At 73.5% G+C, this 25,194-nt stretch carries 27 protein-coding genes and 3 tRNA genes; 16 read left to right on the forward strand and 14 right to left on the reverse strand.

Going from position 1 to position 25,194, the window contains the following annotated elements:
* Positions 1–30 precede the first annotated feature (30 nt).
* The 5 genes from rsgA to purM all read left to right on the forward strand — a co-directional run bounded on the left by rsgA (position 31) and on the right by purM (position 4,885).
* On the forward strand, positions 31–1,128 hold the full coding sequence (gene rsgA / locus N0B34_RS11155) for a ribosome small subunit-dependent GTPase A (RefSeq protein ID WP_263731465.1): 1,098 nt from the start codon (positions 31–33) through the stop codon (positions 1,126–1,128).
* Positions 1,129–1,278: 150 nt separating this feature from the next.
* The gene (locus N0B34_RS11160; protein WP_263731466.1) at positions 1,279–1,659 is read left to right on the forward strand and encodes a sterol carrier family protein; all 381 of its coding nucleotides are present in this window, start codon (positions 1,279–1,281) and stop codon (positions 1,657–1,659) included.
* Between the two features lie 33 nt (positions 1,660–1,692).
* Positions 1,693–2,184: a histidine kinase gene (locus N0B34_RS11165; RefSeq protein WP_263731467.1), complete on the forward strand. Its 492-nt coding sequence runs from the start codon at positions 1,693–1,695 to the stop codon at positions 2,182–2,184.
* 38 nt (positions 2,185–2,222) lie between these two features.
* Complete coding sequence (gene purF, locus N0B34_RS11170; RefSeq protein ID WP_263731468.1) at positions 2,223–3,770, forward strand: amidophosphoribosyltransferase; 1,548 nt, start codon at positions 2,223–2,225, stop codon at positions 3,768–3,770.
* The gene (gene purM / locus N0B34_RS11175; protein WP_263731469.1) at positions 3,767–4,885 is read left to right on the forward strand and encodes a phosphoribosylformylglycinamidine cyclo-ligase; all 1,119 of its coding nucleotides are present in this window, start codon (positions 3,767–3,769) and stop codon (positions 4,883–4,885) included. Before purF ends, purM begins: the two co-directional genes overlap by 4 nt.
* A 117-nt stretch (positions 4,886–5,002) precedes the next feature.
* Here the strand turns inward: purM and N0B34_RS11180 are convergent, their stop codons facing one another.
* Positions 5,003–5,215: a DUF3073 domain-containing protein gene (locus N0B34_RS11180; protein ID WP_263731470.1), complete on the reverse strand. Its 213-nt coding sequence runs from the start codon at positions 5,213–5,215 to the stop codon at positions 5,003–5,005.
* A 498-nt stretch (positions 5,216–5,713) separates the two neighbouring features.
* Between N0B34_RS11180 and N0B34_RS11185 the strand changes: the two genes are divergently transcribed.
* Positions 5,714–5,920: a BldC family transcriptional regulator gene (locus N0B34_RS11185; RefSeq protein WP_263731471.1), complete on the forward strand. Its 207-nt coding sequence runs from the start codon at positions 5,714–5,716 to the stop codon at positions 5,918–5,920.
* Positions 5,921–6,059: 139 nt separating this feature from the next.
* On the opposite strand, the gene N0B34_RS11190 is transcribed toward N0B34_RS11185, so the two are convergent.
* The 3 genes from N0B34_RS11190 to N0B34_RS11200 form a co-directional block, all read right to left on the reverse strand.
* On the reverse strand, positions 6,060–6,359 hold the full coding sequence (locus N0B34_RS11190) for a DUF3618 domain-containing protein (protein WP_263731472.1): 300 nt from the start codon (positions 6,357–6,359) through the stop codon (positions 6,060–6,062).
* Positions 6,359–6,766 (reverse strand): phage holin family protein, encoded by a 408-nt coding sequence (locus tag N0B34_RS11195; protein WP_263731473.1) that lies wholly within the window; start codon positions 6,764–6,766, stop codon positions 6,359–6,361. The genes N0B34_RS11190 and N0B34_RS11195 overlap by 1 nt, the downstream gene beginning before the upstream one ends.
* Before the next feature lie 81 nt (positions 6,767–6,847).
* On the reverse strand, positions 6,848–7,309 hold the full coding sequence (locus tag N0B34_RS11200) for a phage holin family protein (protein WP_263731474.1): 462 nt from the start codon (positions 7,307–7,309) through the stop codon (positions 6,848–6,850).
* Between the two features lie 357 nt (positions 7,310–7,666).
* Here N0B34_RS11200 and N0B34_RS11205 point away from each other — a divergent pair, with 357 nt between their 5' ends.
* A complete protein-coding gene (locus N0B34_RS11205; protein ID WP_263731475.1) occupies positions 7,667–8,392 on the forward strand; it encodes an FkbM family methyltransferase in 726 nt (241 codons plus the stop codon).
* A 16-nt stretch (positions 8,393–8,408) separates the two neighbouring features.
* Here the strand turns inward: N0B34_RS11205 and N0B34_RS11210 are convergent, their stop codons facing one another.
* Together N0B34_RS11210 and N0B34_RS11215 are read right to left on the reverse strand one after the other, a co-directional pair.
* Positions 8,409–9,581 (reverse strand): sensor histidine kinase, encoded by a 1,173-nt coding sequence (locus tag N0B34_RS11210; protein WP_263731476.1) that lies wholly within the window; start codon positions 9,579–9,581, stop codon positions 8,409–8,411.
* The gene (locus tag N0B34_RS11215; RefSeq protein WP_263731477.1) at positions 9,578–10,228 is read right to left on the reverse strand and encodes a response regulator transcription factor; all 651 of its coding nucleotides are present in this window, start codon (positions 10,226–10,228) and stop codon (positions 9,578–9,580) included. The genes N0B34_RS11210 and N0B34_RS11215 overlap by 4 nt, the downstream gene beginning before the upstream one ends.
* A gap of 140 nt (positions 10,229–10,368) precedes the next feature.
* Here N0B34_RS11215 and N0B34_RS11220 point away from each other — a divergent pair, with 140 nt between their 5' ends.
* The 4 genes from N0B34_RS11220 to N0B34_RS11235 are packed head-to-tail and all read left to right on the forward strand — an operon-like array spanning position 10,369 to position 13,985.
* Positions 10,369–10,995: a hypothetical protein gene (locus tag N0B34_RS11220; protein ID WP_263731478.1), complete on the forward strand. Its 627-nt coding sequence runs from the start codon at positions 10,369–10,371 to the stop codon at positions 10,993–10,995.
* Positions 10,988–12,091 carry a peptidoglycan-binding domain-containing protein gene (locus tag N0B34_RS11225; protein WP_263731479.1) on the forward strand — a complete coding sequence of 368 codons (1,104 nt, stop codon included), beginning with the start codon at positions 10,988–10,990 and terminating at the stop codon, positions 12,089–12,091. Before N0B34_RS11220 ends, N0B34_RS11225 begins: the two co-directional genes overlap by 8 nt.
* The gene (locus tag N0B34_RS11230) at positions 12,088–12,771 is read left to right on the forward strand and encodes an ABC transporter ATP-binding protein (RefSeq protein WP_263731480.1); all 684 of its coding nucleotides are present in this window, start codon (positions 12,088–12,090) and stop codon (positions 12,769–12,771) included. The genes N0B34_RS11225 and N0B34_RS11230 overlap by 4 nt, the downstream gene beginning before the upstream one ends.
* On the forward strand, positions 12,771–13,985 hold the full coding sequence (locus tag N0B34_RS11235; protein ID WP_263731481.1) for an ABC transporter permease: 1,215 nt from the start codon (positions 12,771–12,773) through the stop codon (positions 13,983–13,985). Before N0B34_RS11230 ends, N0B34_RS11235 begins: the two co-directional genes overlap by 1 nt.
* 11 nt (positions 13,986–13,996) lie before the next feature.
* Here N0B34_RS11235 and N0B34_RS11240 read toward each other — a convergent pair whose 3' ends face one another.
* Positions 13,997–14,440, reverse strand: coding sequence for a DUF6069 family protein (locus N0B34_RS11240; protein ID WP_263731482.1), 444 nt, complete (start codon positions 14,438–14,440; stop codon positions 13,997–13,999).
* 165 nt (positions 14,441–14,605) lie between these two features.
* On the opposite strand from N0B34_RS11240, the gene N0B34_RS11245 reads away from it, so the two are divergent.
* Together N0B34_RS11245 and N0B34_RS11250 are read left to right on the forward strand one after the other, a co-directional pair.
* Positions 14,606–15,754 (forward strand): sensor histidine kinase, encoded by a 1,149-nt coding sequence (locus N0B34_RS11245; protein WP_263731483.1) that lies wholly within the window; start codon positions 14,606–14,608, stop codon positions 15,752–15,754.
* A complete protein-coding gene (locus N0B34_RS11250; RefSeq protein WP_263731484.1) occupies positions 15,751–16,416 on the forward strand; it encodes a response regulator in 666 nt (221 codons plus the stop codon). The genes N0B34_RS11245 and N0B34_RS11250 overlap by 4 nt, the downstream gene beginning before the upstream one ends.
* 102 nt (positions 16,417–16,518) lie before the next feature.
* Here the strand turns inward: N0B34_RS11250 and N0B34_RS11255 are convergent.
* From N0B34_RS11255 to N0B34_RS11265, 3 genes are all read right to left on the reverse strand, one after another.
* A tRNA-Phe gene (locus tag N0B34_RS11255) sits at positions 16,519–16,591 on the reverse strand.
* A gap of 39 nt (positions 16,592–16,630) precedes the next feature.
* Positions 16,631–16,704 (reverse strand) — tRNA-Asp (locus N0B34_RS11260).
* Between the two features lie 27 nt (positions 16,705–16,731).
* Positions 16,732–16,804, reverse strand: a tRNA-Glu gene (locus tag N0B34_RS11265).
* A gap of 128 nt (positions 16,805–16,932) precedes the next feature.
* Here N0B34_RS11265 and N0B34_RS11270 point away from each other — a divergent pair.
* Genes N0B34_RS11270 through N0B34_RS11280 form a run of 3 tightly spaced genes read left to right on the forward strand, consistent with a single transcriptional unit; the run spans position 16,933 to position 19,177 of the window.
* A complete protein-coding gene (locus tag N0B34_RS11270; protein WP_263731607.1) occupies positions 16,933–17,274 on the forward strand; it encodes a metallopeptidase family protein in 342 nt (113 codons plus the stop codon).
* Positions 17,275–17,317: 43 nt separating this feature from the next.
* Positions 17,318–18,259, forward strand: a complete 942-nt coding sequence (locus N0B34_RS11275) for a cation diffusion facilitator family transporter (RefSeq protein ID WP_263731485.1) — start codon at positions 17,318–17,320, stop codon at positions 18,257–18,259.
* Between the two features lie 9 nt (positions 18,260–18,268).
* Positions 18,269–19,177 carry an LLM class flavin-dependent oxidoreductase gene (locus N0B34_RS11280; RefSeq protein WP_263731486.1) on the forward strand — a complete coding sequence of 303 codons (909 nt, stop codon included), beginning with the start codon at positions 18,269–18,271 and terminating at the stop codon, positions 19,175–19,177.
* A gap of 116 nt (positions 19,178–19,293) precedes the next feature.
* On the opposite strand, the gene N0B34_RS11285 is transcribed toward N0B34_RS11280, so the two are convergent.
* The 4 genes from N0B34_RS11285 to N0B34_RS11300 all read right to left on the reverse strand — a co-directional run bounded on the left by N0B34_RS11285 (position 19,294) and on the right by N0B34_RS11300 (position 25,030).
* Complete coding sequence (locus tag N0B34_RS11285) at positions 19,294–21,024, reverse strand: ABC transporter ATP-binding protein (protein WP_263731487.1); 1,731 nt, start codon at positions 21,022–21,024, stop codon at positions 19,294–19,296.
* Positions 21,021–22,025 (reverse strand): ABC transporter permease, encoded by a 1,005-nt coding sequence (locus N0B34_RS11290; protein WP_412175736.1) that lies wholly within the window; start codon positions 22,023–22,025, stop codon positions 21,021–21,023. Before N0B34_RS11290 ends, N0B34_RS11285 begins: the two co-directional genes overlap by 4 nt.
* Before the next feature lie 143 nt (positions 22,026–22,168).
* A complete protein-coding gene (locus tag N0B34_RS11295; RefSeq protein ID WP_412175737.1) occupies positions 22,169–23,251 on the reverse strand; it encodes an ABC transporter permease in 1,083 nt (360 codons plus the stop codon).
* Positions 23,252–23,380: 129 nt separating this feature from the next.
* Complete coding sequence (locus tag N0B34_RS11300) at positions 23,381–25,030, reverse strand: ABC transporter substrate-binding protein (RefSeq protein ID WP_263731489.1); 1,650 nt, start codon at positions 25,028–25,030, stop codon at positions 23,381–23,383.
* Between the last annotated feature and the right edge of the window lie 164 nt (positions 25,031–25,194).

Here is a 25,194-nt window from a genome sequence, read left to right on the forward strand (position 1 = left end):
GCGCCGTCGGCACACTCCTACGGTCGACGCATGGACACCGTCCGGGTGGTGCGCGCCGACCGCGGCGCCGTCCTCGTCGTGCCCGCGGACGTGCCGCAGCGGCCGACGGACCAGGGCCACCGGGGCGCCGACCAGGCCCTCGACACGGTGGACGCAGCCGCGCCGGTGCGCGTCCCGCTCGACCACGACGGACTCGTCCCCGACCCGGACGGCCTCCGCCTGCCGCCGACGGTCGGTGACGTGCTGGTCCTCGACGCGTCAGCCCCCGGCGACCAGCCGCACGTGCACCACCTCGTGCCTCGGCGCACCGCGCTGGTGCGCGACACGGCAGGTGCCACCTCGCGGGAGCAGGTGCTCGCGGCCAACGTCGACGTGGTGCTCGTCGTCGAGCACCTCGACCCCGATCCGTCCCTCGGCCGCGTCGAGCGCCTGCTGACGCTCGCGTGGCGGTCCGGCGCCCAGCCGGTCGTGGTGCTGACCAAGTCCGACCTGGTGCCCGACGCGCCGTCGATGGCGGCCGAGGTCGCCTCGGTCGCCCCGGGCGCGCCGGTGCACGCCGTCAGCGTGGTCGACGGGTCCGGCCTCGACGGGCTGCGGGCGCTGCTGCGTCCCGGGACGACCCTCGTCATGGTCGGGCCGTCGGGTGCCGGCAAGTCGTCCCTGGTCAACGCCCTGGCGGGGCATCAGGTGATGGAGACCGGTGAGCGGCGTGCCGACGGACGCGGGCGGCACACCACCACCCACCGCGAGCTGGTGCCGCTCGGCGACGGCGTGCTGCTGATCGACACCCCGGGCGTGCGGGGGATCGGCCTGGTGGCCGATGCCGAGGCGCTCGACGAGACCTTCGCCGACGTGACCGCGCTCGCGGCCGACTGCCGGTTCGCGGACTGCGCGCACCTGTCGGAACCCGGGTGCGCCGTGCTCGCGGCGGTGGAGGACGGCGAGCTGCCGGAGCGCCGCCTCGAGTCGTGGCGTCGCCTCGCCCGCGAGGCCGCTCACCAGGCGCGCCGGGCGGACGCGCGCCTCGCGGCGCAGGAGCGCGCCCGCGTCCGGCAGTGGAGCCGAGACGTGCACCGGTCGCTGCGCGAGCGAGACCGGGTCGAGGGGCGCGGCACCGGTCGCCGCTGAGCCCGCGCCGTCGGTGGTCGGGGCACGGGTCGGGCCAGGAGGTCGGGCCTGGACGTCAGGCCAGGAAGTCGGGCCAGGAAGTCGGGCCAGGAAGTCCGGCCGGTCTCGCCCCGGGCGGTCGCGCGTCCCCGACCACGGCAGGATGTCCGGGTGGCGGTACGACGCAGGACGGATCCGGCTGACGGGCGTGCGGCACTCGCCGTGTGGCGTGCCGCGCCCGACGAGGTACCGGTGGGCACCCGGCGCACCGCGGTCCGGTTCACCCTCGAGGAGCTGGCCGACGTGGCCCCCGGCAACTCGGTCGAGGTGCGCGTCCCGCCGGACGGTGCCGTGCAGGCCGTCGCCGGCCCGCGGCACACCCGCGGCACCCCGCCGAACGTGGTCGAGACCGACCCCGACACCTGGCTCCGGCTCGCGACGGGTGCGCTGACGTGGACCGACGCCGTCGCCCAGGGCAAGGTGCACGCGTCGGGCGCCCGCGCCGACCTCGCGGACTGGCTGCCGCTCCAGGCCGCCCGCCCCCGCGCCTGAGTCCCGCCCCTGAGTCCCGCCTAGGATCGCCGCGTGCCGGATCCCCAGCCGACCCCCGAGCCCGACGACGCGGCCGTGCCGGACGTCGCCGCGACGCCCCCCGACACAGCCACACCCCCCGCCGACAACGCCGAGCCCCCCGTCGAGACCGCCGAACCCACCGACTCCGGCGCACCCGCCGAACCCGCCGACACCCTCGCGCCCCCCGACAGCGGCGACCTAGCCGCCGACGCACCTGTTCCCACGGAGGACGAGCTGCTCCGCACCGCCGTGCCGGCCACCGTCCGCCACGCCCCGCGTTACAGCGCCTTCCTCACCGCGGGCACCCTGGTCGGCCTCGTCGTCGGCCTCCTCGTCGCCGTGCTGCTCGGCGACGGCTCGGTCAGCAGCGCCGGCGGTGTGCTGCCGTTCCTCGGCGGCTCCAGCGGCGTCCGCCTGCTCTCGGCGCTGACCGGTGCCGTGCTCGGTCTGGGCATCGGCGCCGGTCTCGCCCTGTGGGCCGACCGCCGCTCGCTGCGCCGCTGAGGTCGGATCCGCGCTCGCCCCTGTGCGACCATGGTCGCGTGGCCCCCCGCGCGGACGGACGCTTGTCCCACGACCTGCTGCCGAACGAGAAGGGCCCGCAGGACGCCTGCGGGGTCTTCGGTGTCTGGGCTCCCGGCGAGGAGGTCGCCAAGCTCACCTACTTCGGCCTGTACGCGTTGCAGCACCGCGGCCAGGAGTCGGCGGGCATCGCGACCAGCGACGGGCGGCACCTGCTGGTCTACAAGGACATGGGCCTGGTCTCCCAGGTGTTCGACGAGACGGCGCTCAACGCGCTGACCGGGCACATCGCCATCGGCCACACCCGCTACTCGACGACGGGCGCCTCCACCTGGGAGAACGCGCAGCCCACGCTCGGCGCCACCGCCGGCGGCACCGTCGCCCTGGGCCACAACGGCAACCTGACCAACACCGCCGAGCTGATCGAGCTGGTCGCCGAGCGGTACGGCAGCAAGCGCCGTGGCGAGCTCGCCCGCGGCAACACCACGGACACCGCCCTGGTCACGGCGCTGCTCGCCGGCGACCCGGACCACACCCTCGAGGCGACGGCACTCGAGGTGCTGCCCCGCCTGCGAGGCGCGTTCAGCCTCGTCTTCATGGACGAGACCACCCTCTACGCCGCCCGTGACCCGCAGGGCGTCCGCCCGCTGGTGCTGGGCCGCCTCGAGCGCGGCTGGGTGGTCGCCTCGGAGACGCCGGCGCTCGACATCGTCGGTGCGTCGTACGTCCGCGAGGTCGAACCGGGCGAGTTCCTGGCGATCGACGCCGACGGGCTGCGCAGCAGCCGGTTCGCCCCGGTCGACCGGGCGGGCTGCATCTTCGAGTACGTGTACCTCGCGCGTCCGGACACGACGATCGCCGGCCGGTCGGTGCACGCCTCCCGCGTGGACATGGGTCGCCGGCTGGCCGTCGAGCACCCCGTCGAGGCGGACCTGGTGATCCCCGTGCCCGAGTCGGGCACCCCCGCGGCCGTTGGCTACGCGCAGCAGTCCGGCATCCCGTTCGGCCAGGGGCTGACCAAGAACGCCTACGTCGGCCGCACGTTCATCCAGCCGTCGCAGACGCTGCGCCAGCTCGGCATCCGGCTCAAGCTCAACCCGCTGCGCGAGGTGATCCGCGGCAAGCGGCTCGTCGTCGTCGACGACTCGATCGTCCGCGGCAACACCCAGCGCGCCCTGGTCCGCATGCTCCGGGAGGCCGGCGCCGCCGAGGTGCACGTGCGGATCAGCTCCCCACCGGTGAAGTGGCCGTGCTTCTACGGCATCGACTTCGCGTCGCGCGCCGAGCTGATCGCCAACGGCCTGGCCGTCGAGGAGATCGCCGCGTCCCTGGGTGCCGACTCCCTGGGCTACATCTCCATCGAGGGTCTCGTCGAGGCGACCGAGCAGCCGGTGGGCCAGCTGTGCACCGCCTGCTTCACCGGCAAGTACCCGATCCCGCTGCCGCCGGACGACCGGCTGGCCAAGAACCTGGTCGACCAGCAGCAGCTGCCCCTCGGCTCACCCGAGGACGGGCTGGTCACCCTCATCCCCAGCGCCGGCGCTGCGGGCGCGCTGGAGCACCCGTGACCGGGCACAAGGTCACCTACGCGGAGGCCGGCGTCGACGTGCACGCCGGTGACAAGGCCGTCGAGCTGATGCGCGAGGCGGTGCGCGCCACGCAGGGTGCCGAGGTGGTCGGCGGGGTCGGTGGCTTCGCGGGCCTGTTCGACGCCTCGGCGCTGATCGGCTACCGCCGGCCGCTGCTGGCCACGTCGACCGACGGCGTCGGTACCAAGGTGGCCGTCGCCCAGGCGCTCGACCGGCACGACACCATCGGGTTCGACCTGGTCGGCATGGTGGTCGACGACATCGCCGTGGTCGGTGCCAAGCCCCTGTTCATGACCGACTACATCGCGTGCGGCAAGGTGGTCCCGGAGCGGATCGCCGACATCGTCCGCGGCATCGCCGCCGCGTGCCAGGTCGCCGGCACCGCCCTGGTGGGCGGTGAGACCGCCGAGCACCCGGGCCTGCTGGCGCCCGACGAGTACGACGTGGCCGGTGCCGCGACGGGTGTTGTCGAGGCGGACGAGCTGCTCGGCCCGCACCGGGTCGAGGCGGGCGACGTGCTGATCGCCCTCGGGTCCAGCGGGCTGCACTCCAACGGGTACTCGCTGGTGCGCCGCGTCATCGAGGTGTCCGGCTGGCGGTTCGACCGGTACGTCGACGAGCTCGGCCGCACCATCGGTGAGGAGCTCCTCGAGCCCACCCGGGTCTACGCAGCCGACTGCCTGGCGCTGACGGAGCGTGCCGCGGGTGGCGTGCACGCGTTCAGCCACGTCACCGGCGGAGGGCTGGCCGCCAACCTGGCCCGCGTGCTGCCCACCGGCTCGGTGGCGGAGGTCTCTCGCGCCGGCTGGCAGCTGCCGCCGGTGTTCTCCCTGGTGCAGCGCCTCGGCGGGGTGCCGTGGAACGACCTGGAGTCGACCCTGAACCTGGGGGTCGGCATGGTCGCCGTCGTCGCGCCGGAGGCCGCCGCCGGTGTGCTGTCGCACGCCGCTGAGCTGGGGCTGCCGGCCTGGGAGCTGGGCACCATCCGGGCGTTCGACCCGGAGCGCGACGTGCCGGGGACGCCGGACCTGGTCAGCGGCACCAAGGGTGTGCAGGGCGGCGCCGTCCTGATGTCGGGCAGCTACCGCGTCTGAGGATCGCGTCGCCGACGGGTCACGGCGTGACCGCGGGCTCGCGTCCTCAGCGGGGAGCGGTACCGGCAGGTCGCCCGCTACTCGGGTGGTGCGAGCCGGACACCGAACGACGACCGCTCAGCGGTCGTCGTCGTCCTCGTCGTCCGAGGACCAGCTCTTCCACGAAGGGTTGGTCTCCTCGCTCACCGGGGGACGGGTCTCGGTGACGAGATCGTTGTGGCCACGCGACGAGAGCTCCTGCTCGAGAGCCCTGTAGTTGGTGTCCGGGCTGAAGTACTTCAGCTCCCGGGCCACCTTCGTCTGCTTAGCCTTCTGACGGCCGCGCCCCATGGCATCGACCCCCTCTAACGTGGAAGCGGGGCGGCTCCGTGCTCACACGTGCGGCCCCGGGGTGCTGTTTCGTCTGTTCGCAGGGCAACGCTACATGGTCCGTGAGCATTCCGACCACCGAGCCCCGGCGCCCCGGACCGGAGCTGGACCGGAGCCGCAGGCCGCCAGGACCTCGGTCCCCGAGTGTGACGAAGGTCGCACACGAGTTGTGGTGAACTGCGCCACAAGTCCGGCATGGTGCGGTATAGGCGGCCGATCGCCGGATGTACCGTTGGCGGCGAGTCGGGTAGTTCGTCCCTCTCTAGCACTCTGACAAGGACTTCCGCGCGCCGGTCAGCATGGCGGTGACTGATGTCACAGCCTCGTCACCCAAACGGGTGGCAAACTGGCCCCGCACGAAGTGCGGCATCTGAGGCATACGTCCATGCTGGACGTGTGAGGCAAGAGGGGGAGCGACCTGCAGGCTCAGTCCCAGGTCCGTCAGGAGGTACGTCCAGGATGTCGTCCAACCACGTCGACCCCGAGACACTGCTCACGCCGTCGGAGGTCGCGAGCCTGTTCCGGGTCGACCCCAAGACCGTGACGCGGTGGGCGAAGGCCGGCAAGCTCTCGTCCATCCGGACCCTGGGCGGCCACCGCCGCTACCGGGAGTCCGAGGTGCGTGGTCTGCTGGACGGCCTGCCGCAGCAGCGCCAGGTCGACTAGGGCGTCTGCGGGACGCCGGACGAGGTCCGGCGTCCATCGGGGTGCGCGCTACCACTGCTCCGGCCAGGGCCGGCAGGAGCAGGTCGGGCCGACCGCACCGCCACCGGGCGGCCTCAGAGCCGAGGTGACCTCAGTGACCTCAGTGCCGAGCGATCCGCCGCACCACTCCGGTCACCAGCAGCACCGCCACCGCGCCGGCGACCCCCAGCACCACCCGCGCCCGCTTGCGCGCCTCGGGAGCGGCCGTGGGATCCGTCGCATCGGCCACCAGGCGCTTGCCCTCCGCGACGGCACGTTCCGCCTGCGTCTTGGGGTTCAGCCGGTCGGCCAGCTCGTCCACCGTCACCGCAAGCTCCCCGCGGGTGAGCTCCAGCTCCGCCTCCAGGGCCCTCATGCGCTCGGACGTGCCCAGCTTCGGTGTTGCGCTCGAGTCGCTCATCAGTGCAGGCCCTCCTTGACGGCCGCCACGTCCTGCTGGACGTTCTCCATCGCGTGCTCCGGCGTCGGCGGCATCCCTCGCTTCAGCCGTCGGACGCCGACCAGCGCCAGGATGCCGACCAGCAGGAAGATCGCCACGGTGATGATCAGCGCCGCGAGCCACGGTGCCACGGCGTTGGACAGGCCGATGATCGCGGTCGCGATCGCGGCGCCGACTCCGTAGAACGCCAGGAACCCCGCGGCGATCAGCAGACCGCCGCCGATACCCGCCTGCTTCGCCTTCTCGGCGAGCTCGGCCTTCGCCAGGTCGATCTCCGCGCGGACCAGGCGACCGGCCTGCTCCGACAGATCGCTCACCAGCTGACCGAGCGACCTCGTGTCGCCCGGTACCGACGTCTGCGTGACCATGGCCCGACCCTTCGTCCGTCCGCGTCCTGCGACCTCAGTCTGCTGGTCAGCGGCCCGGCACGCGAGTCCTTCGGCGAGGTGTCAGTCCGCCCAGGGGTGCACCAGCTCCTCCGCCGGGTGCGTCGGCATGGGTGCCGGGGGGACGCCCAGCACGGGCCCCGGCGGGAGGTGGTTGCGACCCCAGGCGGCCGCACCGGCCGCCAGCAGCAGCAGGGCGACGCCGACGATCAGCAGCGCGAGCCACAGCGGCAGCACGTGCGCCAGGCCGACGACCGCCGCGCCGACCATGAGCGCCAGCGCGAGGACCGTCAGGACGGCCGCCACGGCGAAGGCGATCGCGGACGGCCGCACCTGCACCGCGCGGGCCCGGACCGAGCGGCTCACCGCGTCGAGCTCCGCCATCACGGACGAGCGGACCCGGTCCTCCATCCGACCGATCCGCTCCTTGGCCCGGTCGGCGATCGGCTCGGTGGTCCGGCCGGCGAGCCGGTGGGCGAGGCGGTCGAACAGGCCGTGGTGCTCGGGCTGCGGGGCGGAGGTCACGATGACGTCCTCGGTGGATAGGCGGCGGTGGCTTGGTCCAGCGTAGGAGGAGCGCCACCTTGTCACCGGGACGATCGGCCCCGACACGGCGCTGACGAGGGGTGACGTGGTGCACGGAGGTGCAGTCGGGCCCCGGGTGCCCCCGGCTCAGGGGTTTCCAGGGCGCAACCAGGGTCCACTCAGGGTCGATGCCTGATGCCCGCACCGCCGCATGGCTCGCAGGATCGAGCCATGCCGACTCCGAGCCCCGCCCCCGACCAGCCTGCGGGCGCCACCTCCACCGCACCCGACGCAGGTGCTGAGCCTGAGCCGCCGGAAGGCAGCCGGGCGCCGCGCCGGCCGAGACGGCTCGCCGCCGTGGCGGCCGCACTCGGCGCCGGGGCCCGGCGGGCGCCGTTCGTGGAGGACGAGGTGCTCGGCCTGGCCCAGCTGGTCGCCCCCGGAGCCGTCTGCGTGGACGTCGGCGCGGAGTTCGGCCTGTACACCTGGACCCTGGCCCACCTCGTCGGCCCCGCGGGCGCCGTGCACGCCATCGAGCCCCAACCCGACCTGACCCGCGTGCTCAGGCTGGCCAGGCGCCTGGTCGGCGCGTCCCACGTCACGGTCCACCAGCTCGCCCTCGGTGCCGAACCGGGACGCGGGCACCTGTCCCTGCCGAGCCGCCGCGGGATGCGGGTCCACGGCCGCGCGTTCCTGTCCGACGGCACGCACGGGCTCGGCTCCAACGCGGAGTTCAGCCGGCACCGCAGCCTTCCCGTGGAGGTCGACACCCTCGACGCCGTCGCCGCACGCCTCGCGCTGGCGCGGCTCGACCTGGTCAAGGCGGACGTCGAAGGCGCCGAGGAGCGGCTGCTCGCCGGCGGCAGCACGACGCTCGCCATCTTCCGCCCGCACCTGCTGCTCGAGCTCGAGGACCGGCACCTGGTGCGGTTCGACACCTCGGCGCGCACCGTCGTCGGCCAGCTCGAGACACTCGGCTACACCCCGTCGCACTGGGCGGACGGCGCCTGGCGGCCGGGCATCGTCGGCCGCAACGTCCTGTTCCGGGCGGACACCGCGCCGGACGGCAGCCGCCGCAGCTGACGTGGATCCGGGGACCTCACGGGAGCGTGACCGTGACGACGAGGCCTCCGGTGTCGGGCGCCGTCGCCGTCAGCGTCCCCGAGTGGGCCGAGGTGATCGAGGCGACGATGGCCAGGCCGAGCCCGAAGCCGTCAGGTCCCGTGCGATCGCTGAGCCGCCGGAACGGCTCGAACAGGCCGTCGACCTGGGTGGCTGGCACCACCGGTCCGGTGTTCGCCACCTCCACGACGACCCGCCCGCTCACCTCGTCCGTCCGGGTGCTGATCGCGACGCGGCCGTCGGGCCGGTTGTAGCGGACTGCGTTGTCGACGAGGTTCGCCACGAGCCGCTCGAGCAGCACAGGGTCGCCGGTGGTCCGCGCCGGCTCGAGGGACGCGTCGACGTCGACACCTGGGTGCGGGATCGAGTCCACGACGTCCTCGACCACCGTGGCCAGGTCGACGGGCTCCCGGTCGGTGAGGGCGCGGTCGGTCCTGGCGAGCGTGAGCAGGGCGTCGATCAGCGCCGTCGCCCGGTTGGCCGCCTCGCGGACGTCGAGCGCCATCGCGCCGAGGGCGGCAGCCGTGGGTGATGGCTTGGCGAGCGCGACGTCGACCGAGGTGCTGATGACCGTCAGCGGCGTGCGGAGCTCGTGGCTCGCGTTCGCGATGAAGCAGCGCTGGCCGGTGAAGGAGGCATCCAGCCGAGCGAGCATCTCGTTGAAGGTGTCGCCGAGCTCGTAGACCTCGTCGTGCGGACCCTGGAGCGCGACCCGCTCGGACAGGTTGGTGTCCGAGGCGGCGCGCGCGGCGTCCGTGATGCGCTGGATGCGGCGCAGCACCCGGCCGACGACGAACCAGCTCGCCAGCGCCGTCAGGAACGTCGCGGTCACGAGGGTGACCAGCGAGAACGTCAGCAGGTGGCTGAGGGTGGTGTCGCTCTGGACCTGAGCACCGACCTTGACTCCGGCCTTGAAGGCCGCCTGACACTTCTCGCGAAGGTTGGCGTCGGCGGTCCCGTCGGCCAGCGCCGTCCTGCATGCGGCGGCGAACGCCTGTGAGCTGTTGACTGCTGTGACGGTCTTGCTCGCAGGAAGGGTGCTCGCGACCAGGGCGTACGTCGACGCGACGACCACGGTGCCCGCCGCCGCTGACAGTGCCGTGGCCAGGAGCGTGAGCCGGGCCCGGATCGTCAGGTGCGGGCGCCTCATATCCGGTAGCCCTTGCCGGTGACGGTCACGATCAACGGCGGGTCACCGAGCTTGCGACGCAGTCGCGTCATGGTCACCGAGACGATGTTGCTGAACGGGTCCGTGGTCGAGTCCCAGACTCGCTCGAGCAGCTCCTCGGCGCTGATCACGCGACCGTCGGAGGAGGCAAGGACCTCCAGGACGCCGAACTCCTTGCGCGTGAGGAAGAGCGGCTGGTCGCCGCGCGTCGCGCGGTGCCGGGCGCGGTCCACCGTCAGGTCGCCGACGTGCGCGATCGGCGGGCTCGACGGTTCGCGTCGGCCCAGGGCGCGGATCCGCGCGACCAGCTCGTGGAACGCGAACGGCTTGCCGAGGTAGTCGTCGGCGCCGAGCTCCAGGCCGGCGACCCGGTCGTCCACGCCGGAGGCGGCAGTGAGCATGAGGATCCTCGTCGGCAGTCCGCCGGAGGCGAGCGTGCGGCACACCACGTCGCCATGGACCACCGGAAGGTCCCGGTCCAGCACGATCACGTCGTAGGGCACCATCCCGGCGGCGTCGAGTGCGGCCCCGCCGTCGTGCACCACGTCCACGGCCATGCCGGAGTCCCGCAAGCCCTCGGCGATGCGTCCGGCCAACGTCACGTGGTCTTCCGCCACCAGGACCCGCATGCGCCCCATGGTGCGCCGGGACGGATGACATCCGTGCGACATCGCAGGTAGCGGCGGTGTCACCGCCGTCCCCGTAGACCTGGGTGCACGGCCCGCCGCGACAGGGGGCGCGCCGGCCCGCCCGGTCCAAGGAGGTCCCGATGAAGACCCGACTGCTGGCCCTCGCGCTGGTGAGCACCGGTCTGCTCGCCGCGTGCTCTGCGTCGCCCGCAGGCCCTGGCGTGCCGACCCTGGCCGTGAGCGGGTCGGCGGCCGGCTCGAGCGGTGCGGGCGGCTCAGGAGCTGATCGTGCAGCGGCGCTGCATGCCGCGGCCCAGTGCATCCGCGAGCACGGGGTGCCCGCGTACCAGGACCCCGTGCTCGATGCCGAGGGTCACGTGTACACCGACAGCCGCAGCCTGGCGGACGCCTCTGAGGCAGCGGGGAACCAGTCGGGCCTCGAGGCCCGGCTGAGGGATGCGTGCGGATCGCTCATCACGGCCGCGGGACTCCAGCCGGCGGACCAGCCGCCCGCTCCGCCGGCGCTGGTCCAGGCGGGCGTGGCGGCAGCCCAGTGCCTGCGTGCCAACGGTCTGCCGAACGTCACCGACCCGACGTCGGCGACTCCCTTCACGCCGGGCCACGGGTTCGGCCTCACGAGCGACGAGCTGCCGCAGACCGGAGCCGGCAAGGCCGACCCCACCGTGCAACGGGCGTTCGCCGCGTGCCGCGACAAGCTCGATGCGGAGGTCGCCCAGTCGACCCTCACCGCCCTCGCGCATGGCTAGGCGTGCGAGGTGGGTCGCCGCGATCCTGGCGGTGGCCGTGCTGGTAGGTGCCGGGACCTGGTCCCTCGGCCGCGTCGGGCGCCCGCCGGCGGCCGCGGCCACGGTGGTCCCCACCGCGACGGCCACCGTGACCCGGACCGACCTGGCGACGACCACCCAGGTCAGCGGCACGCTCGGGTACGCCGGGCACTACGCGGTGATCGGGCAGGGCGTCGGCGGGACGGTGACGGGTCTGCCGTCGCCCGGCGACGTCATCGCACGCGGCCAAGGTGTGTACGAGGTCGACGGGCACGCGGTCCCCCTGTTCTACGGCGCACGACCCGCATGGCGTGACCTCGCCGTCGGCGTGCCGGACGGGCCCGACGTCCAGCAGCTCGAGGAGAACCTCACCGCGCTCGGCTATGCCGGGGCGGCGAACCTGACCGTCGACCAGCACTTCACGACGGCGACCGCGGCCGCAGTCGAGCGCTGGCAGCGTGCGACCGGACACACCGTCGACGGACGCGTCGCCGTCGGCGCGGTGGCCTACGAGGCGGGTCCCATCCGGGTCGCTGCGGTGCAGGCCGCGCTCGGCGGGGACGTCCGGGCGGGCAGCGCGGTGCTGACCGCCACCTCGACGACGTCGCAGGTCCTGGTGCCCGTCCCGACGGTCCAGTCGTACCTCGTCCACGTCGGCGACGCGGTCACCGTCACGCTGCCGTCCGGGGCGCTGACGAACGGTCGGGTCGACGCCGTCTCGACCGCGGCCAGCGCGACGGCCGACTCGAACGGGTCGGCTTCGCCCGGCGGCGGCTCGTCGCGGGAGGCACCGGTGACCGTTCCCGCCACGGTCACGCTCGCGGACCCGCAGGCGGTGGCCGGGCTCGACCAGACGCCCGTCACGGTGAACATCACCAGCCAGGCGGTCACGGGTGTGCTGGCGGTGCCGATCTCGGCGCTGGTCGCGCTCGCGGGCGGCGGGTACGGCGTGTACCTCGACGACGCGCAGGGCCGGCGCCTGGTCGGGGTGGTGCCGGGGCTGTTCGCGACCACGCTCGTGCAGGTCACCAGCGCGGACCTGCACGAGGGGGACAAGGTCGAGGTACCGGTCGGATGAGCGCCGCCGTCGAGCTGTGCGACGTCACCAAGACCTACCCGACCCCGAACGCCGTCACCGCGCTCGACCGGGTGACCCTCCAGCTCGGCACGGGTGAGACCGTGGCGATCACGGGCCCGTCGGGCTCCGGCAAGTCGACCGCGCTCAACGTCCTCGGCACGCTCGAGCGGCCGACGAGCGGGGTGGTGCGGATCGCGGGTGCGTCGACCTCGAGCCTGTCGGACGGTGAGCTCTCGGGCCTGCGGGCCTGGCACATCGGGTTCGTGTTCCAGCAGTTCTTCCTGCTCGACCACCTGTCGGTGCTGGACAACGTCGCGCAGGGTCTGCTGTACCGGGGGCTCGGCAGCCGGGACCGCCGCGCGGCCGCCGAGGCGGCCCTCGCACGGGTGGGGCTGGCCGAGCGGCTGAGCCACCGGCCCCAGGAGCTGTCCGGGGGAGAGCGGCAGCGCGTGGCGATCGCCCGGGCCGTCGTCGGCCGCCCGACCCTCCTGCTGGCCGACGAGCCGACGGGCAACCTCGACTCGGCGACCGGCGCCGCGATCGTCGCGCTCCTCGCCGGTCTGGCGGACGAGCGCACCACGATCGTCGTCATCACGCACGACGCCGACGTCGCAGCCGCGATGGACCGGCACGTCCGTCTGCGTGACGGGCGCATCGTCGACGACACGGCGGCGGCGTGATGAGGGCCGCCCGGACCACCACCGCGCCACCGCGTTCGCGCGTCCGCGCCGCCGACGCGCTGGGGGTCGGCGCCGCCGGGCTGAGAGCGCGGCTGCTGCGCTCGGCACTCTCGGCGCTCGGCATCGCGATCTCGATCTCAGCGCTGGTCGCCGTGCTCGGCATCGCTGCGTCGTCGCGCGCCGACCTGCTCGCGCAGCTCGGGGCCGAGGGCAACCTGCTGACCGTCGCCTCCGGCCAGACCTTCAACGGCAGCCCGTCGCCGCTGCCCGGCACAGCCGAACCGATGATCAGGGCCATCCCGCCGGTCCTCATGACGACGGCCGTCGGCGCGGTCCCCGGCGCGACGGTGCGGCGGACCGCCGCGATCCCGCCCCTCGACACCGGTGGGATCAGCGTGCTCGCCGCCGAGCCGTCGCTCCCGTCGGGTCTCGGCACGACCATGCTGCACGGGCACTTCCTCGATGCGGTGAGCGACCGCTACCCGGAGACGGTCCTCGGCTTCGCTGCTGCGCGCAGCCTCGGCATCGACGTGCTGACCCCCGCCACGCAGGTGTACCTCGACGGGACGTACTTCGCGGTCGTCGGCATCATGGCGCCCACGTCCGTGGCACCCGAGCTGGACACCGCCGCCCTCGTCAGCTTCCCCGTGGCCGACTCGTTGCTCGGCCTCGACGGCCGGCCCACGCGCATCTACGTACGGGTCGACCCGGACAACGTCGGGGCGGTGGCCGCCGTCCTGCCGTTCACGGCGTCGCCGGCACAGCCCGAGGGCGTCCAGGTCCGCCGACCGTCGGACGTCCTGGTGGCCCGGATCGCCGCGAAGACGGCGTTCGTGGGGCTCTTCCTCGCGCTCGGCGCGATCGGCCTGCTGGTCGGCGGCGTGGGGATCGCGAACACCATGGTGATCTCCGTGCTCGAGCGCCGCGGCGAGATCGGCCTGCGCCGGGCGCTGGGGGCTCGGGGCCGGCACATCGTGCTGCAGTTCTGCACCGAGTCGGCGCTGCTGTCGGCGGTCGGCGGGCTCCTCGGCGTCGGCCTCGGTGTCCTCGCGACCGTGGTCGTCGCGAGGATCAGGGGCACGACGGCGACGATGCCGGCGGACGTGCCGCTGGGCGGGTTCGCCGCCGCGATGGTCGTCGGTGCGCTCGCGGGGCTCTACCCGGCGATCCGCGCCGCGCGGCTGGCTCCGGCTGACGCGCTTCGCGCACCGTGAGCACCCCCGGCTCACCTACCTGCGCGGCGGCTGTCCTCGGTGGGAGTGCTCGGGAGGGCGACCGCACGGCGGGCAGCGCGCCGCGGGTCGAGGCCGACGAGGATCGCCGCTCCCACCGAGACGTGCATGGCGAGGAGCGTGCCGAGCGCGGGCAGCGAGGCCGCCCCGAGGGGGCCGAGGAGCGAGACCGCGAACGTCACCAGGCAGATCACGCGCCACCACACCACCCAGCCCGTGGGACGGACGGCCCGCAGCAGCACGGTCCGCACGCCCCAGGCCGCGAGCGTGGCGAGCACCGCCGCGACGACGACGGACAGCGGGCTGACCGTGGCAGGCGGCTGGCCCACCGCCAGGCGGACGCCACCGAGCGGGACGGCGAGCACCCAGACGGCGGACGCGGCGAGCGCCGCACTGACGGCGACGGACCAGACGGGGAACGGGCGGGACGGGTGCATGTCACGGTCTCCTTCGGACGGGGTCCCGGGTGGGACGCCTCCGACGCTGCTGCACGGCGGCCGGTGGCGGACCGTGCGACGGTCGGTACCCGCGGAGACTGGGGGACGGGGCACCCCCTACCGAGGTCGGTCGACCGTGGTGGTGCGCGTTCCTAGGCTCGGCGCATGACCTCCGAGCTCGTCGACTGCCCGCCCGAGGCGGTGCTGCGGGCCCACCGCGGCGCTCTCGTGCCCGCGCTGGTCGGGCTCGCGGCGCTCACCGTGCTCGCCGCCTGGCCGCATGCGTCCGGTGGGGTCCCACCGGCACCGCTGCTCGTCGACGTCGCCGTCGGCGTCGCCGCGCTGGCCACCGTCCCGCTGCTGCTTCGGCGGCCGACCCTGGCGGGTGTGCTGCTCGGTGTGCTGGCGGCGCTGAGCCCGGCCGCGACCCCCGCCGCGACAGCGGGGACGTTCGTCGCCGCGCGGCTGCATCCCGTGCGGGTGTCGTGGCGGGTGGCTGCCGCGAGCGCGGCGGGGCACGCCGTCCTCGTGCTCTGGCGGCCGACGGGCCTGCGGTGGGGCTGGTGGTTGCTGTGCGACGTCGCCGTGCACGCCGCCCTGCTCGGGTGGGGTGCGTACCTGCGTACCCGTGCGTCGCTGCTCGACGTGTGGCGCGAGCGTGCGGTTCGCGCGGAGCGCGAGCAGGCCAGACGGGTCGACGAGGCACGGCTTGCGGAGCGGACGCGGATCGCCCGGGAGATGCACGACTCGCTGGCCCACCGGTTGTCCCTGCTGGCCACCACGGCCGGCGCCCTCGAGTACCGCCCGGACCTGCCGGCCGAGCAGGTCGCCGCCGCCGCGGGGGTGGTGCGGGAGCAGGCCGGTGCGGCGCTCGACGACCTGCGCACGGTCGTCGGCCTGCTGCGGTCCGGCCCCGAGGAGCTGCACCCGCTGCCGGGTCCGGCCGACCTCGCCGCGCTCGTCGAGCAGCAGCAGGCCGCCGGGGCGCACGTCGACCTGCAGGCGCCCGACGACCTCGACCTGCCCGCCGCCGTCGGGCTCGCTGTGTTCCGTACCTGCCAGGAGGGGCTGACCAACGCCCGCCGGCACGCGCCCGGGAGCGCGGTGCAGGTGGAGGTCGTGCAGTCGGACGACGCCGTGCACGTGCGGGTGCAGGACGACGGACCACGGGGTCGCGCAGACGTCCCCACCGAGGGGACGGGCACCGGGCTGGTCGGGCTCCGCGAACGGGTCGAGCTGCTCGGGGGACGCGTGGAGGCCCGTCCCGCCGCGGGTGGGTTCGTGCTCGACGTCGAGATCCCGGTGACCCGGTGACAGCCCCGGTCCGGGTGCTCGTGGTGGACGACGACCCGCTCGTGCGGTCTGGCCTGACGCTGATGCTCGACGGTGCCGACGGCATCGTGGTGGCGGGCGAGGTCGCGGACGGCGCCGGTGTCGCCGCCGCTCTGGAGGCGCACCCGGTCGACGTCGTGCTCATGGACCTCCGCATGCCCGGGGTCGACGGCGTCACAGCCACCCGCGCCGTGCGGGCGCGCCGGGACCCGCCGGCCCTCGTGGTGCTCACGACCTTCGACACCGGCCCCGAGATCGACGGTGCGATGGCAGCGGGCGCCAGCGGCTACCTGCTCAAGGACACGCCCCCACCGCGCCTCGTCGCCGCGGTCCACGCGGCCGCTGCGGGGGAGCCGGTGCTGTCGCCGACCGTCGCCCGTCGGCTGATGGACACCACGGCACGCACGGGGTCCGTCCGCGAGGACGCCCGGGCTCTGCTGGCGGCCCTGACCCCGCGCGAGCGTGACGTGGTGCTGGCGATCGGGCGAGGGGGGTCGAACGCGGACGTCGGGCACCGGCTGTACCTGTCCGTGCCGACGGTGAAGGCCCATGTGTCGGCGATCCTGCTCAAGCTGGGTCTCGAGAACCGGACGCAGATCGCGCTGCTGGTGCACGACGCGGGCCTCGACGTCGGCCCGGAGTGAGACGTCGCGAAGAACCGGCGGGGCCCGGGCATGACGCAGAGGGCGCGACGCGGTCGGGGGAACAGAAGAACCCCCTGGTCAACCAGGGGGTTCTCGAGGGAGTGGCTCCGACCGGCGTCGATCCGGTGACCTCACGATTTTCAGTCGTGCGCTCTACCAACTGAGCTACAGAGCCTCGATACGACGACGCCGGTCCGAAGACCGGCGCCTCGAGCGACCCCGACGGGACTTGAACCCGCGACCTCCGCCGTGACAGGGCGGCGCGCTAACCAACTGCGCTACGGGGCCTTGGTGTAAGGCCTTTGCACTGCTCCGTACCCCCAACGGGATTCGAACCCGTGCTACCGCCGTGAAAGGGCGGGGTCCTAGGCCGCTAGACGATGGGGGCTCACGCCCCAACGTCGAGGCGTCGGAAGACCGGTGACGATCATACGGGTCAGGCGCCGAACCACCAAAGCGGGATCCTGTGGGGCGCGACACGTCGGCGCGGGACGGGAGGATGGGTCCGTGGTCGAGATGAGCCGGGAGGACTTCGAGGACGCGGTCCGCGACGCCCTCGACAGCATCCCGCCGGAGCTCGGCGAGCTGATGGACAACGTCGTCGTGCTGGTGGAGGACGACGGTCCGGAGGACGAGCCCGCGCTGCTCGGCCTGTACGAGGGCACGCCCCTCACCGAGCGGACCGATGCGTGGTTCGGGTCGCTGCCGGACCGGATCACCGTCTTCCGCAACCCGACGCTGGCCGTGTGCCACGACCGTGCCGAGGTGGTCGAGGAGGTGGCGGTCACCGTGGTCCACGAGGTGGCGCACCACTTCGGCATCGACGACGAGCGGCTGGAGGAGCTGGGGTGGGGCTGAGGCGGCGCGTCGGGGCCGGTCGGCCGTGCGTGGGGAGTGGTCGATGACGGCCGCCGAGGGGCACGCGCACGCCGGGCACGGACACTCCCACGGAGCGACGGCTGCGGGTGCGCACCGGGGCCGGCTGGTCGCCGTGCTCGTCGTCACCCTGGCCGTCATGGTGACCGAGGTGGTCGGCGGGGTGCTGTCCGGGTCGTTCGCCCTGGTGGCCGACGCCGGGCACATGCTGACGGACGCCGGCGGGCTGGCGCTCGCGCTGGTCGCCACCGGGCTGGCCGCGCGACCGGCGACCGCAGCGCGGACCTACGGCTGGCAGCGGGCGGAGGTGCTCGCAGCCCTGGTCAACGGGATGCTGGTGGCCGTCGTCGGCGTGGTGGTGCTGGTCGAGGGCGTGCAGCGGCTGGTGCACCCGGGACCGGTCCGGGCGGGGCTGATGCTGGCCGTGGCCGCCGTCGGGCTGGTTGCCAACGGCGTGGGGCTCGCCCTGCTGCACCAGGGGCAGGGACGGTCGCTGAACGTGCGCGCGGCCTACCTCGAGGTGCTGGGCGACCTGCTCGGCTCTGCCGCTGCCGTGGTCGCGGCGCTCGTCGTGCTCGGCACCGGCTGGACGCGCGCGGACGGCGCCGCGTCCATGCTGATCGGCCTGCTGATCCTGCCGCGCGCCGCGGCGCTGCTGCGGCAGGTGGCCGACGTGCTGCTCGAGGCGACGCCCGAGGGGGTCGACCTGGAGACCGTGCGGACCCACATCGGCGGGCTGCCGGGTGTGCGCGGCGTGCACGACCTGCACGCGTGGACGATCACCTCGGGCGTCCCGGTGCTGTCCGCGCACGTGGTGGTGGACGACGACGTCCTCGCGGCCGGTGGCACCGGTCGCGTGCTCGACCAGCTGCGGGGCTGCCTCACCGGCCACTTCGACGTCGAGCACTGCACGTTCCAGCTGGAGCCCGCGTCCGGCGGCCCGGCCGAGCCCGTGACCCACGCCTAGGCTCCGGCCATGCGCATCGGAGTGGTGATCCTGCCGCAGGAGCGGTGGTCGGTGTCCCGGCAGCACTGGCTCGAGGCGGAGCAGCTGGGGTTCGACCACGCGTGGACGTACGACCACCTGGCGTGGCGGTCGCTGGCCGACCAGCCGTGGTTCGCCACCGTGCCGCTGCTGGCGGCGGCCGGTGCCGTGACCAGCCGCATCGCGCTCGGCACGTGGGTCGCGTCACCGAACTTCCGGCACCCCGTGCCGTTCGCCAAGGACGTGATGGGCCTGGACGACGTGACGGGCGGCCGGCTGCTGCTGGGCCTCGGGGCCGGTGGCGAGGGGTTCGACGCGCGCGTGCTGGGGCCGGCGCCGACCCGGGGTGAGCGGACGTCGCGGTTCGAGGAGTTCGTCGAGCTGCTGGACACGCTGCTCACCCAGCCGGTGACGGACCAGACCGGGCGCTGGTACACCGCGAACGACGCGCGGATGGTGCCCGGGACCATCGCCCGGCCGCGGCCGCCGTTCGTGGTGGCGGCGAACGGCCCGCGCACCATGGCGCTCGCGGCACGGTTCGGGCAGGGGTGGGCGACGTACGGCCCGGTGGTGCCGGACGGGACGGGCGCGGGCGCGCAGGAGCAGTGGTGGGCCGGTCTGGCGGAGCTGGCGGCGCAGTACGACGAGATCGAGGCGGCCGCGGGACGCAGCGAGCCGGCGCGCCGGTACCTGAGCATCGACGGGGCACCGGTGTTCTCGCTGGAGTCCGTGGACACCGCCGTCGAGGGCGTGCACCGGGCGGCCGAGCTCGGGTTCACGGACGTGGTGCTGCACCGGCCGCGGGCCGACGGCATCTACGCCGGCTCGCTGGAGACGTACCGGGCGTTCGCCGAGCGGCTGCCCGAGCTGCAGCGCGTGGAAGCCGCACCGCGGCGCTGACGGCCGCTCCGGTGCGGACGGCGGTCGAGGAGGCCCCCGGACGCAGGACGGCCCCTGTCGCGCCGTGTGCCGGTGCGACAGGGGCCGTCGTCTGCCCGGGTTGTCGGACCGGGGCGTCAGCGCGTGACGAGCGCCCGCCACGCCTCGCGCCGCTCGGCCTGCTCGACCGGGTCCGGCACCGGCAGGGAGGCCAGCAGGCGCTGGGTGTAGGGGTCCCGCGGCGCGCCGAGCACCTGCGCCCCGGTGCCCTGCTCCACCAGCCTGCCGTGGTGCAGCACCGCGATGCGGTCGGCGAGCAGGTCCACCACCGCCAGGTCGTGGCTGATGAACAGGCAGGCGAAGCCGAGCTCCTCCTGCAGCCGCGCGAACAGGTCGAGAACGCGGGCCTGCACCGACACGTCCAGGGCGGACGTCGGCTCGTCGGCGATCAGCAGCTCGGGGTCGAGTGCGAGGGCACGCGCCAGCGAGGCCCGCTGGCGCTGGCCGCCGGACAGCTCGTGCGGGAAGCGGTCGCCGTACGCCTTGGGCAGCTGGACGGCCTCGAGCAGCTCGTCCACCCGTGGACGGGCCGCGTCCAGGTCCTTGGCGACGCCGTGCACCAGCAGCGGCTCGGCCACGCAGGCCGCGATGGTCAGCAGCGGGTTGAAGCTCGTGGCCGGGTCCTGGAACACGAAGCCGATGCGGCGTCGGACCGCCCGGAACTCCCGCTCGTGGATGCCGCGCACCTGGGTGCCGAGCACCGTGAGCTCGCCGCCGGTGACCGGCGTGAGGCCGGCGATGGCCCGGCCGATGGTCGTCTTGCCGCTGCCGGACTCGCCGACCAGGCCGAGCACCTCGCCGGCGTGGATCGTCAGGTCGACACCGTCGACCGCGGTGAACCCCGGACGGCGGAACCGGCCCGGGTAGGTGACGGTGAGCGACCTCGCCTCGACCACCGGCGCCGCGCTCGACGGGGCCGCCGTCAGCGCCGTCTCGCCGGCGGGCGCCGTCCGTGCCCGTCCGACTGCCGATGCGAGCGCCGGTCGCAGCCGGGGCCCGCCCACCCGCGGCACCGCGTCGAGCAGGGCCCGCGTGTACGGGTGCTGCGGCGCCGAGAACAGCGTGCGGACGTCCGCCTGCTCGACGATCCGGCCGTGGTACATCACCGCCACCTGGTCGGCCAGGTCCGCCACCACGCCCATGTTGTGGGTGATCAGCACGATCGCGGTGCCGAACTCCTCGGGCAGCCGCCGCAGCAGGTCCAGGATCTCGGCCTGCACCGTGACGTCCAGGGCTGTGGTCGGCTCGTCGGCGATCACCAGGCCCGGGTTGAGCACCAGGGCCTGCGCGATGACGATGCGCTGCTTCTGGCCGCCGGAGAACTGGTGCGGGTAGTGCTTGGCGCGCTCCTCCGGGTCCGGGATGCCGACCCGGCGCAGCACGTCGACGGCCTCGCGGTGGGCCTCCGCGCGCGTGAGCCGGCGGTGGGCGCGCAGCCCCTCGGCGATCTGCCAGCCGACGGGGAACACCGGGTTCAGCGCGGTGGACGGCTCCTGGAACACCATCGCGGCGTCGCGCCCACGCACCTCGCGCAGCCGTGCCGGGCTGAGGGCGAGGACGTCGGAGGAGGCCGCGTCGTCGTTGCGGCGCAGCACGACGGCGCCCGACGCCAGCGCCGTCTCGGGCAGCAGCCCCAGGATCGACCGCGCCGTCACCGTCTTGCCCGACCCGGACTCGCCGACGATGGCGAGCACCTGGCCGGGCTCGACCCGCAGGCTGACCCCGCGGACCGCCGCGACGTCACCCGCGTCGGTGGCGAACGTGACCTTCAGGTCCCGGACGTCGATCACGGGCTCCTGCGCGCTCATCGGGCACCTCCCGTCGTCTCGTCGTGCGAACCGGCCTGGCCGGCCGAACCGATCCGGCCGCCGGACCGGGCCTCGTCGGCCACCGGCGGCGCATCCAGCGGATCGACCTCGACCACGTCCGCCTCGGACTGCACCGCCGCCCGTACGCCGCGCCGACCGGCCGCCCGGCGGGTGCGCAGCCGCGGGTCGGCCAGGTCGTTGAGCGACTCGCCGACCAGCGTGACGCCGAGCACCGTGAGCACGATGGCGACGCCGGGGAACACCGAGGTCCACCAGATGCCGCTGGTCACGTCGGACAGGGCCTTGTTCAGGTCGTAGCCCCACTCGGCAGCCGCGGACGGCTCGATGCCGAACCCGAGGAAGCCGAGGCCGGCCAGCGTGAGGATCGCCTCGGAGCAGTTGAGCGTGACGATCAGCGGCAGCGTCCGCACCGAGTTGCGCAGCACGTGGCGCACCATGATCCGGGCCGGCGGCGTGCCGATCACCTTGGCCGCCTCGACGAAGGCCTCCGCCTTGACCCGCACCACCTCGGACCGCACCACGCGGAAGTACTGCGGCACGAAGACGACGGTGATGGAGATGGCCGCGGCGAGGATGCCGCCCCACATCGACGACTGCCCCCGGCTGATCACGATGGCCGCGACGATCGCGAGCAGCAGCGTCGGGAACGCGTAGATCGCATCCGCGACCACGACGAGCACCCGGTCGATCCACCCGCCGAAGTACCCGGACACCAGCCCGAGGGCGATGCCGGCGAAGATCGACAGCACCACGGCGACGAGCATCACCAGCAGGGCGGTGCGGGAGCCCCACACCACGCGCGACAGCACGTCGTACCCGCCCACGGTGGTGCCGAGCAGGTGCTCGGCGGAGGGCGGCTTCTGTGCGCCGAACGCCACGGAGCCGCTGCGCAGCTGCGAGCCGCCGTACGGGGCGATCAGCGGGGCGAAGACCGCCGTGACCAGGAAGATCCCGGTGATCACCACGCCGGCGACCAGCATGCCGCGCTGCAGTCCGACGCTGGTGCGCAGCTGGCGCACCACGGGCAGCCGCTTCCAGAGCGGTCCACGGGTGGGAAGGGCGTCGACGGGGATGTCTGCCGGGTCGGCGGGGGTGTCGTTCGGGACGGAGACGTCGGCGGTCATCAGTAACGGATCCTCGGGTCGACCAGGGCGGCGATGACGTCGACCACGAAGTTGGTCACCGCCACGATGACGGCGAGCAGGGCCACCATGCCCTGCACCGCCACGAAGTCCCGGGCCAGCAGGTACTGCACCAGCTGGAAGCCCAGGCCCTTCCACTCGAACGTCGTCTCGGTCAGCACCGCACCGCCCAGCAGCATGGCCACCTGCAGACCGATCACCGTGATGATCGGCACCAGCGCGGGCCGCCAGGCGTGCGTGCGCAGCAGCCGCCGCTCCGAGACGCCGCGGGAGCGCGCCGCCTCCACGTAGCCGGTCTGCAGCGTGCCGATCACGTTGGTGCGGACCAGCCGCAGGAACACGCCGGCGGTCAGCAGGCCGAGCGCCACGGCGGGCAGCACCGCGTGCTGCAGCACGTCGCCGACCACCGCGGGGTCGCCGGTGGAGATCGCGTCGATCAGGTAGATGCCGGTGCCCGCGCCCTGCGTCTTCATGGTGAGGATCGAGCGCGTCGTCGCGCGACCCGCCACCGGCAGCACGTTGAGCCACACGGCGAACACGAGCTTGAGCACCATGCCGGCGAAGAAGACGGGGGTGGCGTAGGCGAGGATCGCCGAGACGCGCAGCACGGCGTCGGGGCCCTTGTCCCGCCGAGCCGCAGCGATGCGGCCGAGCGGGATGCCGATGAGGAACGCCACCACCAGGGCGTACACGGCGAGCTCCAGCGTCGCCGACCCGAACGTGGTGAGCACCTGCGTCACCGGACGGTGGTCCGTGATCGTGGTGCCGAAGTCGCCGTGGGCGATGCCGGACACGTAGTGCCAGTACTGCACCAGGATCGGCTTGTCGTACCCGGCGGCGTGGATGCGTTCCTTGAGCTGCTCGGGCCCGAGCCGGCCGCCGAGGGCCGCGGTGATCGGGTCACCCGTCGACCGCATCAGCACGAAGACGACGGTGACCAGGATCAGCACCGTGGGGAAGATCAGCAGGAACCGCACCAGCAGGTAGCGGCCCAGCCCGCCGCCGCGCTGGCGGGACGCCCCGGTGGCCGGGGCAGGGTCGGCGGCGGGCTCAGCCGTCGCCACGTCGGTTGTGGACACGAGGACCTCGAGGAAGCAGGCGGCGCGATGCCGCGCGGACGTGCTGGAGGACGGGCAGGGGGGCGGCCCCCTCGACGTGCGAGGAGACCGCCCCCGTCAGCCGGGAGTCGTCCGTCAGCTCTTGGACAGGGCGCCGTAGCGGAACTTGAAGGACGCGTCGAGCGTGTCCTTCGCACCCTGCACGTTCTTGCCGACCACCGCGACCTGGGCACCCTGCAGCAGCGGCACGGTGGACAGGTCCTTGGCGACGGCGTCCTGGATCTGCTGGATCAGGGCCGTGCGGGCCGACGCGTCCGTCGTGGTGGCCTGCTGCTGGATCAGCTGGTCCACCGTCGGGTTGTCGTAGTGGTTCTTCAGGAAGCCGCCCTGCAGGAAGAACGGCGTCAGGTAGTTGTCGGCGTCCGAGTAGTCCGGGAACCAGCCGAGCTGGTACTCGGGGTAGACGTCCGAGGTGCGGTCCTTGGAGTACTGCTGCCACTCGGTGCTCTGCAGGTTCACCTTGAACAGGCCCGAGCTCTCCAGCTGGTCCTTGAGCAGGGCGTACTCGTCCGCGGACGACGGGCCGTAGTGCGCCGGCGTGTACTGCAGGTTCAGCGTGACCGGGGTGGTGACGCCCGCGTCGGACAGCGTCTTGGTCGCCTTGTCCTTGTCGGGACCGCCCTTGCCGTCGCCGTACAGACCCTTGAGCGACTCGGTGGCACCGGTCAGGCCCTGGGCGACGTAGGAGTACAGCGGCGTGTAGGTGCCCTTGTAGACCTGGTCGGCGATCGCCTTGCGGTCGACGACGTCGGCGACGGCCTGACGGACCGCGAGCGCCTTGGCGGGGTCGGCCTCGGGAGTCTTCGCGCCGTACGGCTGCGTGTTGAAGTTGAAGACGACGTAGCGGATCTCGCCGCCGGGACCGTCGACCACCTGCACCTTGCTGTCCGAGCGCAGCGAGTCGATGTCCGTGGCGGACAGGCTGCGGAACGCGACGTCGATGTTGCCCTGCTGGACGTCCAGCTTCAGGTTGGACGAGTCCGCGTAGTACTGGACGTTGACGTTGGCCGTCTTCGGGGCGCCGTAGATGCCCTGGTAGTCCGGGTTGGCCTTGTAGGAGATCAGCTCGTTGAGCGTGTAGCTGGTGATCACGTACGGGCCGGCGAAGGCGTTCGCCTTGACGATGTCCGCGTCCGGGGTCAGCGCCGTCGGGGAGAACACCTTCTCGTCGACGATCGGGCCGGCGGGGCTGGACAGGACCTGCGGGAACGTCTGGTCGTTGGGGGACTTCAGGTGGAAGACGACCGTGGTGGGGTCCTTCACCTCGGTGCTGTCGAGGTTGAACAGCAGCGAGGACGGGCCGTTCTGGTCGTTGATCTTCAGCACGCGGTCGAACGAGAACTTCACCGATGTGGCGGTGAGCGGGTCACCGTTGGCGAACTTCAGGTTCGGCTTCAGCTTGACCGTGTACTCGGTGGGGCTGGTGAACGAGGCGGACTGCGCGATGTCGGGCTTGACGTCCGGGCTGCCGTACGGGGTGTTCATCAGGAAGGGGAACACCTGGTTGATCACGGCGAAGGAGCCGTTGTCGTACTCGCCGGCCGGGTCGATCGTCGTGATCTTGTCCGTGGTCCCGATGGTCAGCGCGGTGCTGGAGCCGCCGGTGGAACCCGTGGTCGCGTTCGCGCCGCTCTTGCCGTTGCTGCACGCGGCGAGCAGGAGCGTGGTCGCCGCAAGCCCAGCCGTGATCGCCCACACACGGCGACGTGTCGTCGCGGATGTCATCCGCCACCTCTTTCGTCGTTGCTCGATCGCCTCGCGCCCCGCGCGACGGCGTCCCCACGCGCCCCGAGCGGGCGCGCACCGCCTCAGGAGAGCACGGGACGTTTACCGACCGGTAACCCGATGATCACGAACGGGTCTCGGTCCGCGATCCGAGGGGAGAAATC

This window comes from Cellulomonas sp. SG140, from assembly GCF_025770785.1.
GTDB lineage: Bacteria > Actinomycetota > Actinomycetes > Actinomycetales > Cellulomonadaceae > Cellulomonas.

Excerpts from the sequence above, each read along its gene's own strand:
- rsgA (WP_263731465.1), top strand. The coding sequence starts at position 31 with ATGGACACCGTCCGGGTGGTGCGCGCCGACCGCGGCGCCGTCCTCGTC.
- N0B34_RS11180 (WP_263731470.1), bottom strand. The coding sequence starts at position 5,215 with ATGGGGCGCGGCCGTCAGAAGGCTAAGCAGACGAAGGTGGCCCGGGAG.
- N0B34_RS11185 (WP_263731471.1), top strand. The coding sequence starts at position 5,714 with ATGTCGTCCAACCACGTCGACCCCGAGACACTGCTCACGCCGTCGGAG.
- N0B34_RS11190 (WP_263731472.1), bottom strand. The coding sequence starts at position 6,359 with ATGAGCGACTCGAGCGCAACACCGAAGCTGGGCACGTCCGAGCGCATG.
- N0B34_RS11195 (WP_263731473.1), bottom strand. The coding sequence starts at position 6,766 with ATGGTCACGCAGACGTCGGTACCGGGCGACACGAGGTCGCTCGGTCAG.
- N0B34_RS11210 (WP_263731476.1), bottom strand. The coding sequence starts at position 9,581 with ATGAGGCGCCCGCACCTGACGATCCGGGCCCGGCTCACGCTCCTGGCC.
- N0B34_RS11215 (WP_263731477.1), bottom strand. The coding sequence starts at position 10,228 with ATGCGGGTCCTGGTGGCGGAAGACCACGTGACGTTGGCCGGACGCATC.
- N0B34_RS11220 (WP_263731478.1), top strand. The coding sequence starts at position 10,369 with ATGAAGACCCGACTGCTGGCCCTCGCGCTGGTGAGCACCGGTCTGCTC.
- N0B34_RS11225 (WP_263731479.1), top strand. The coding sequence starts at position 10,988 with ATGGCTAGGCGTGCGAGGTGGGTCGCCGCGATCCTGGCGGTGGCCGTG.
- N0B34_RS11230 (WP_263731480.1), top strand. The coding sequence starts at position 12,088 with ATGAGCGCCGCCGTCGAGCTGTGCGACGTCACCAAGACCTACCCGACC.
- N0B34_RS11235 (WP_263731481.1), top strand. The coding sequence starts at position 12,771 with ATGAGGGCCGCCCGGACCACCACCGCGCCACCGCGTTCGCGCGTCCGC.
- N0B34_RS11240 (WP_263731482.1), bottom strand. The coding sequence starts at position 14,440 with ATGCACCCGTCCCGCCCGTTCCCCGTCTGGTCCGTCGCCGTCAGTGCG.
- N0B34_RS11245 (WP_263731483.1), top strand. The coding sequence starts at position 14,606 with ATGACCTCCGAGCTCGTCGACTGCCCGCCCGAGGCGGTGCTGCGGGCC.
- N0B34_RS11270 (WP_263731607.1), top strand. The coding sequence starts at position 16,933 with ATGAGCCGGGAGGACTTCGAGGACGCGGTCCGCGACGCCCTCGACAGC.
- N0B34_RS11275 (WP_263731485.1), top strand. The coding sequence starts at position 17,318 with ATGACGGCCGCCGAGGGGCACGCGCACGCCGGGCACGGACACTCCCAC.
- N0B34_RS11280 (WP_263731486.1), top strand. The coding sequence starts at position 18,269 with ATGCGCATCGGAGTGGTGATCCTGCCGCAGGAGCGGTGGTCGGTGTCC.
- N0B34_RS11285 (WP_263731487.1), bottom strand. The coding sequence starts at position 21,024 with ATGAGCGCGCAGGAGCCCGTGATCGACGTCCGGGACCTGAAGGTCACG.
- N0B34_RS11290 (WP_412175736.1), bottom strand. The coding sequence starts at position 22,025 with ATGCTGGTCGCCGGCGTGGTGATCACCGGGATCTTCCTGGTCACGGCG.
- N0B34_RS11300 (WP_263731489.1), bottom strand. The coding sequence starts at position 25,030 with ATGACATCCGCGACGACACGTCGCCGTGTGTGGGCGATCACGGCTGGG.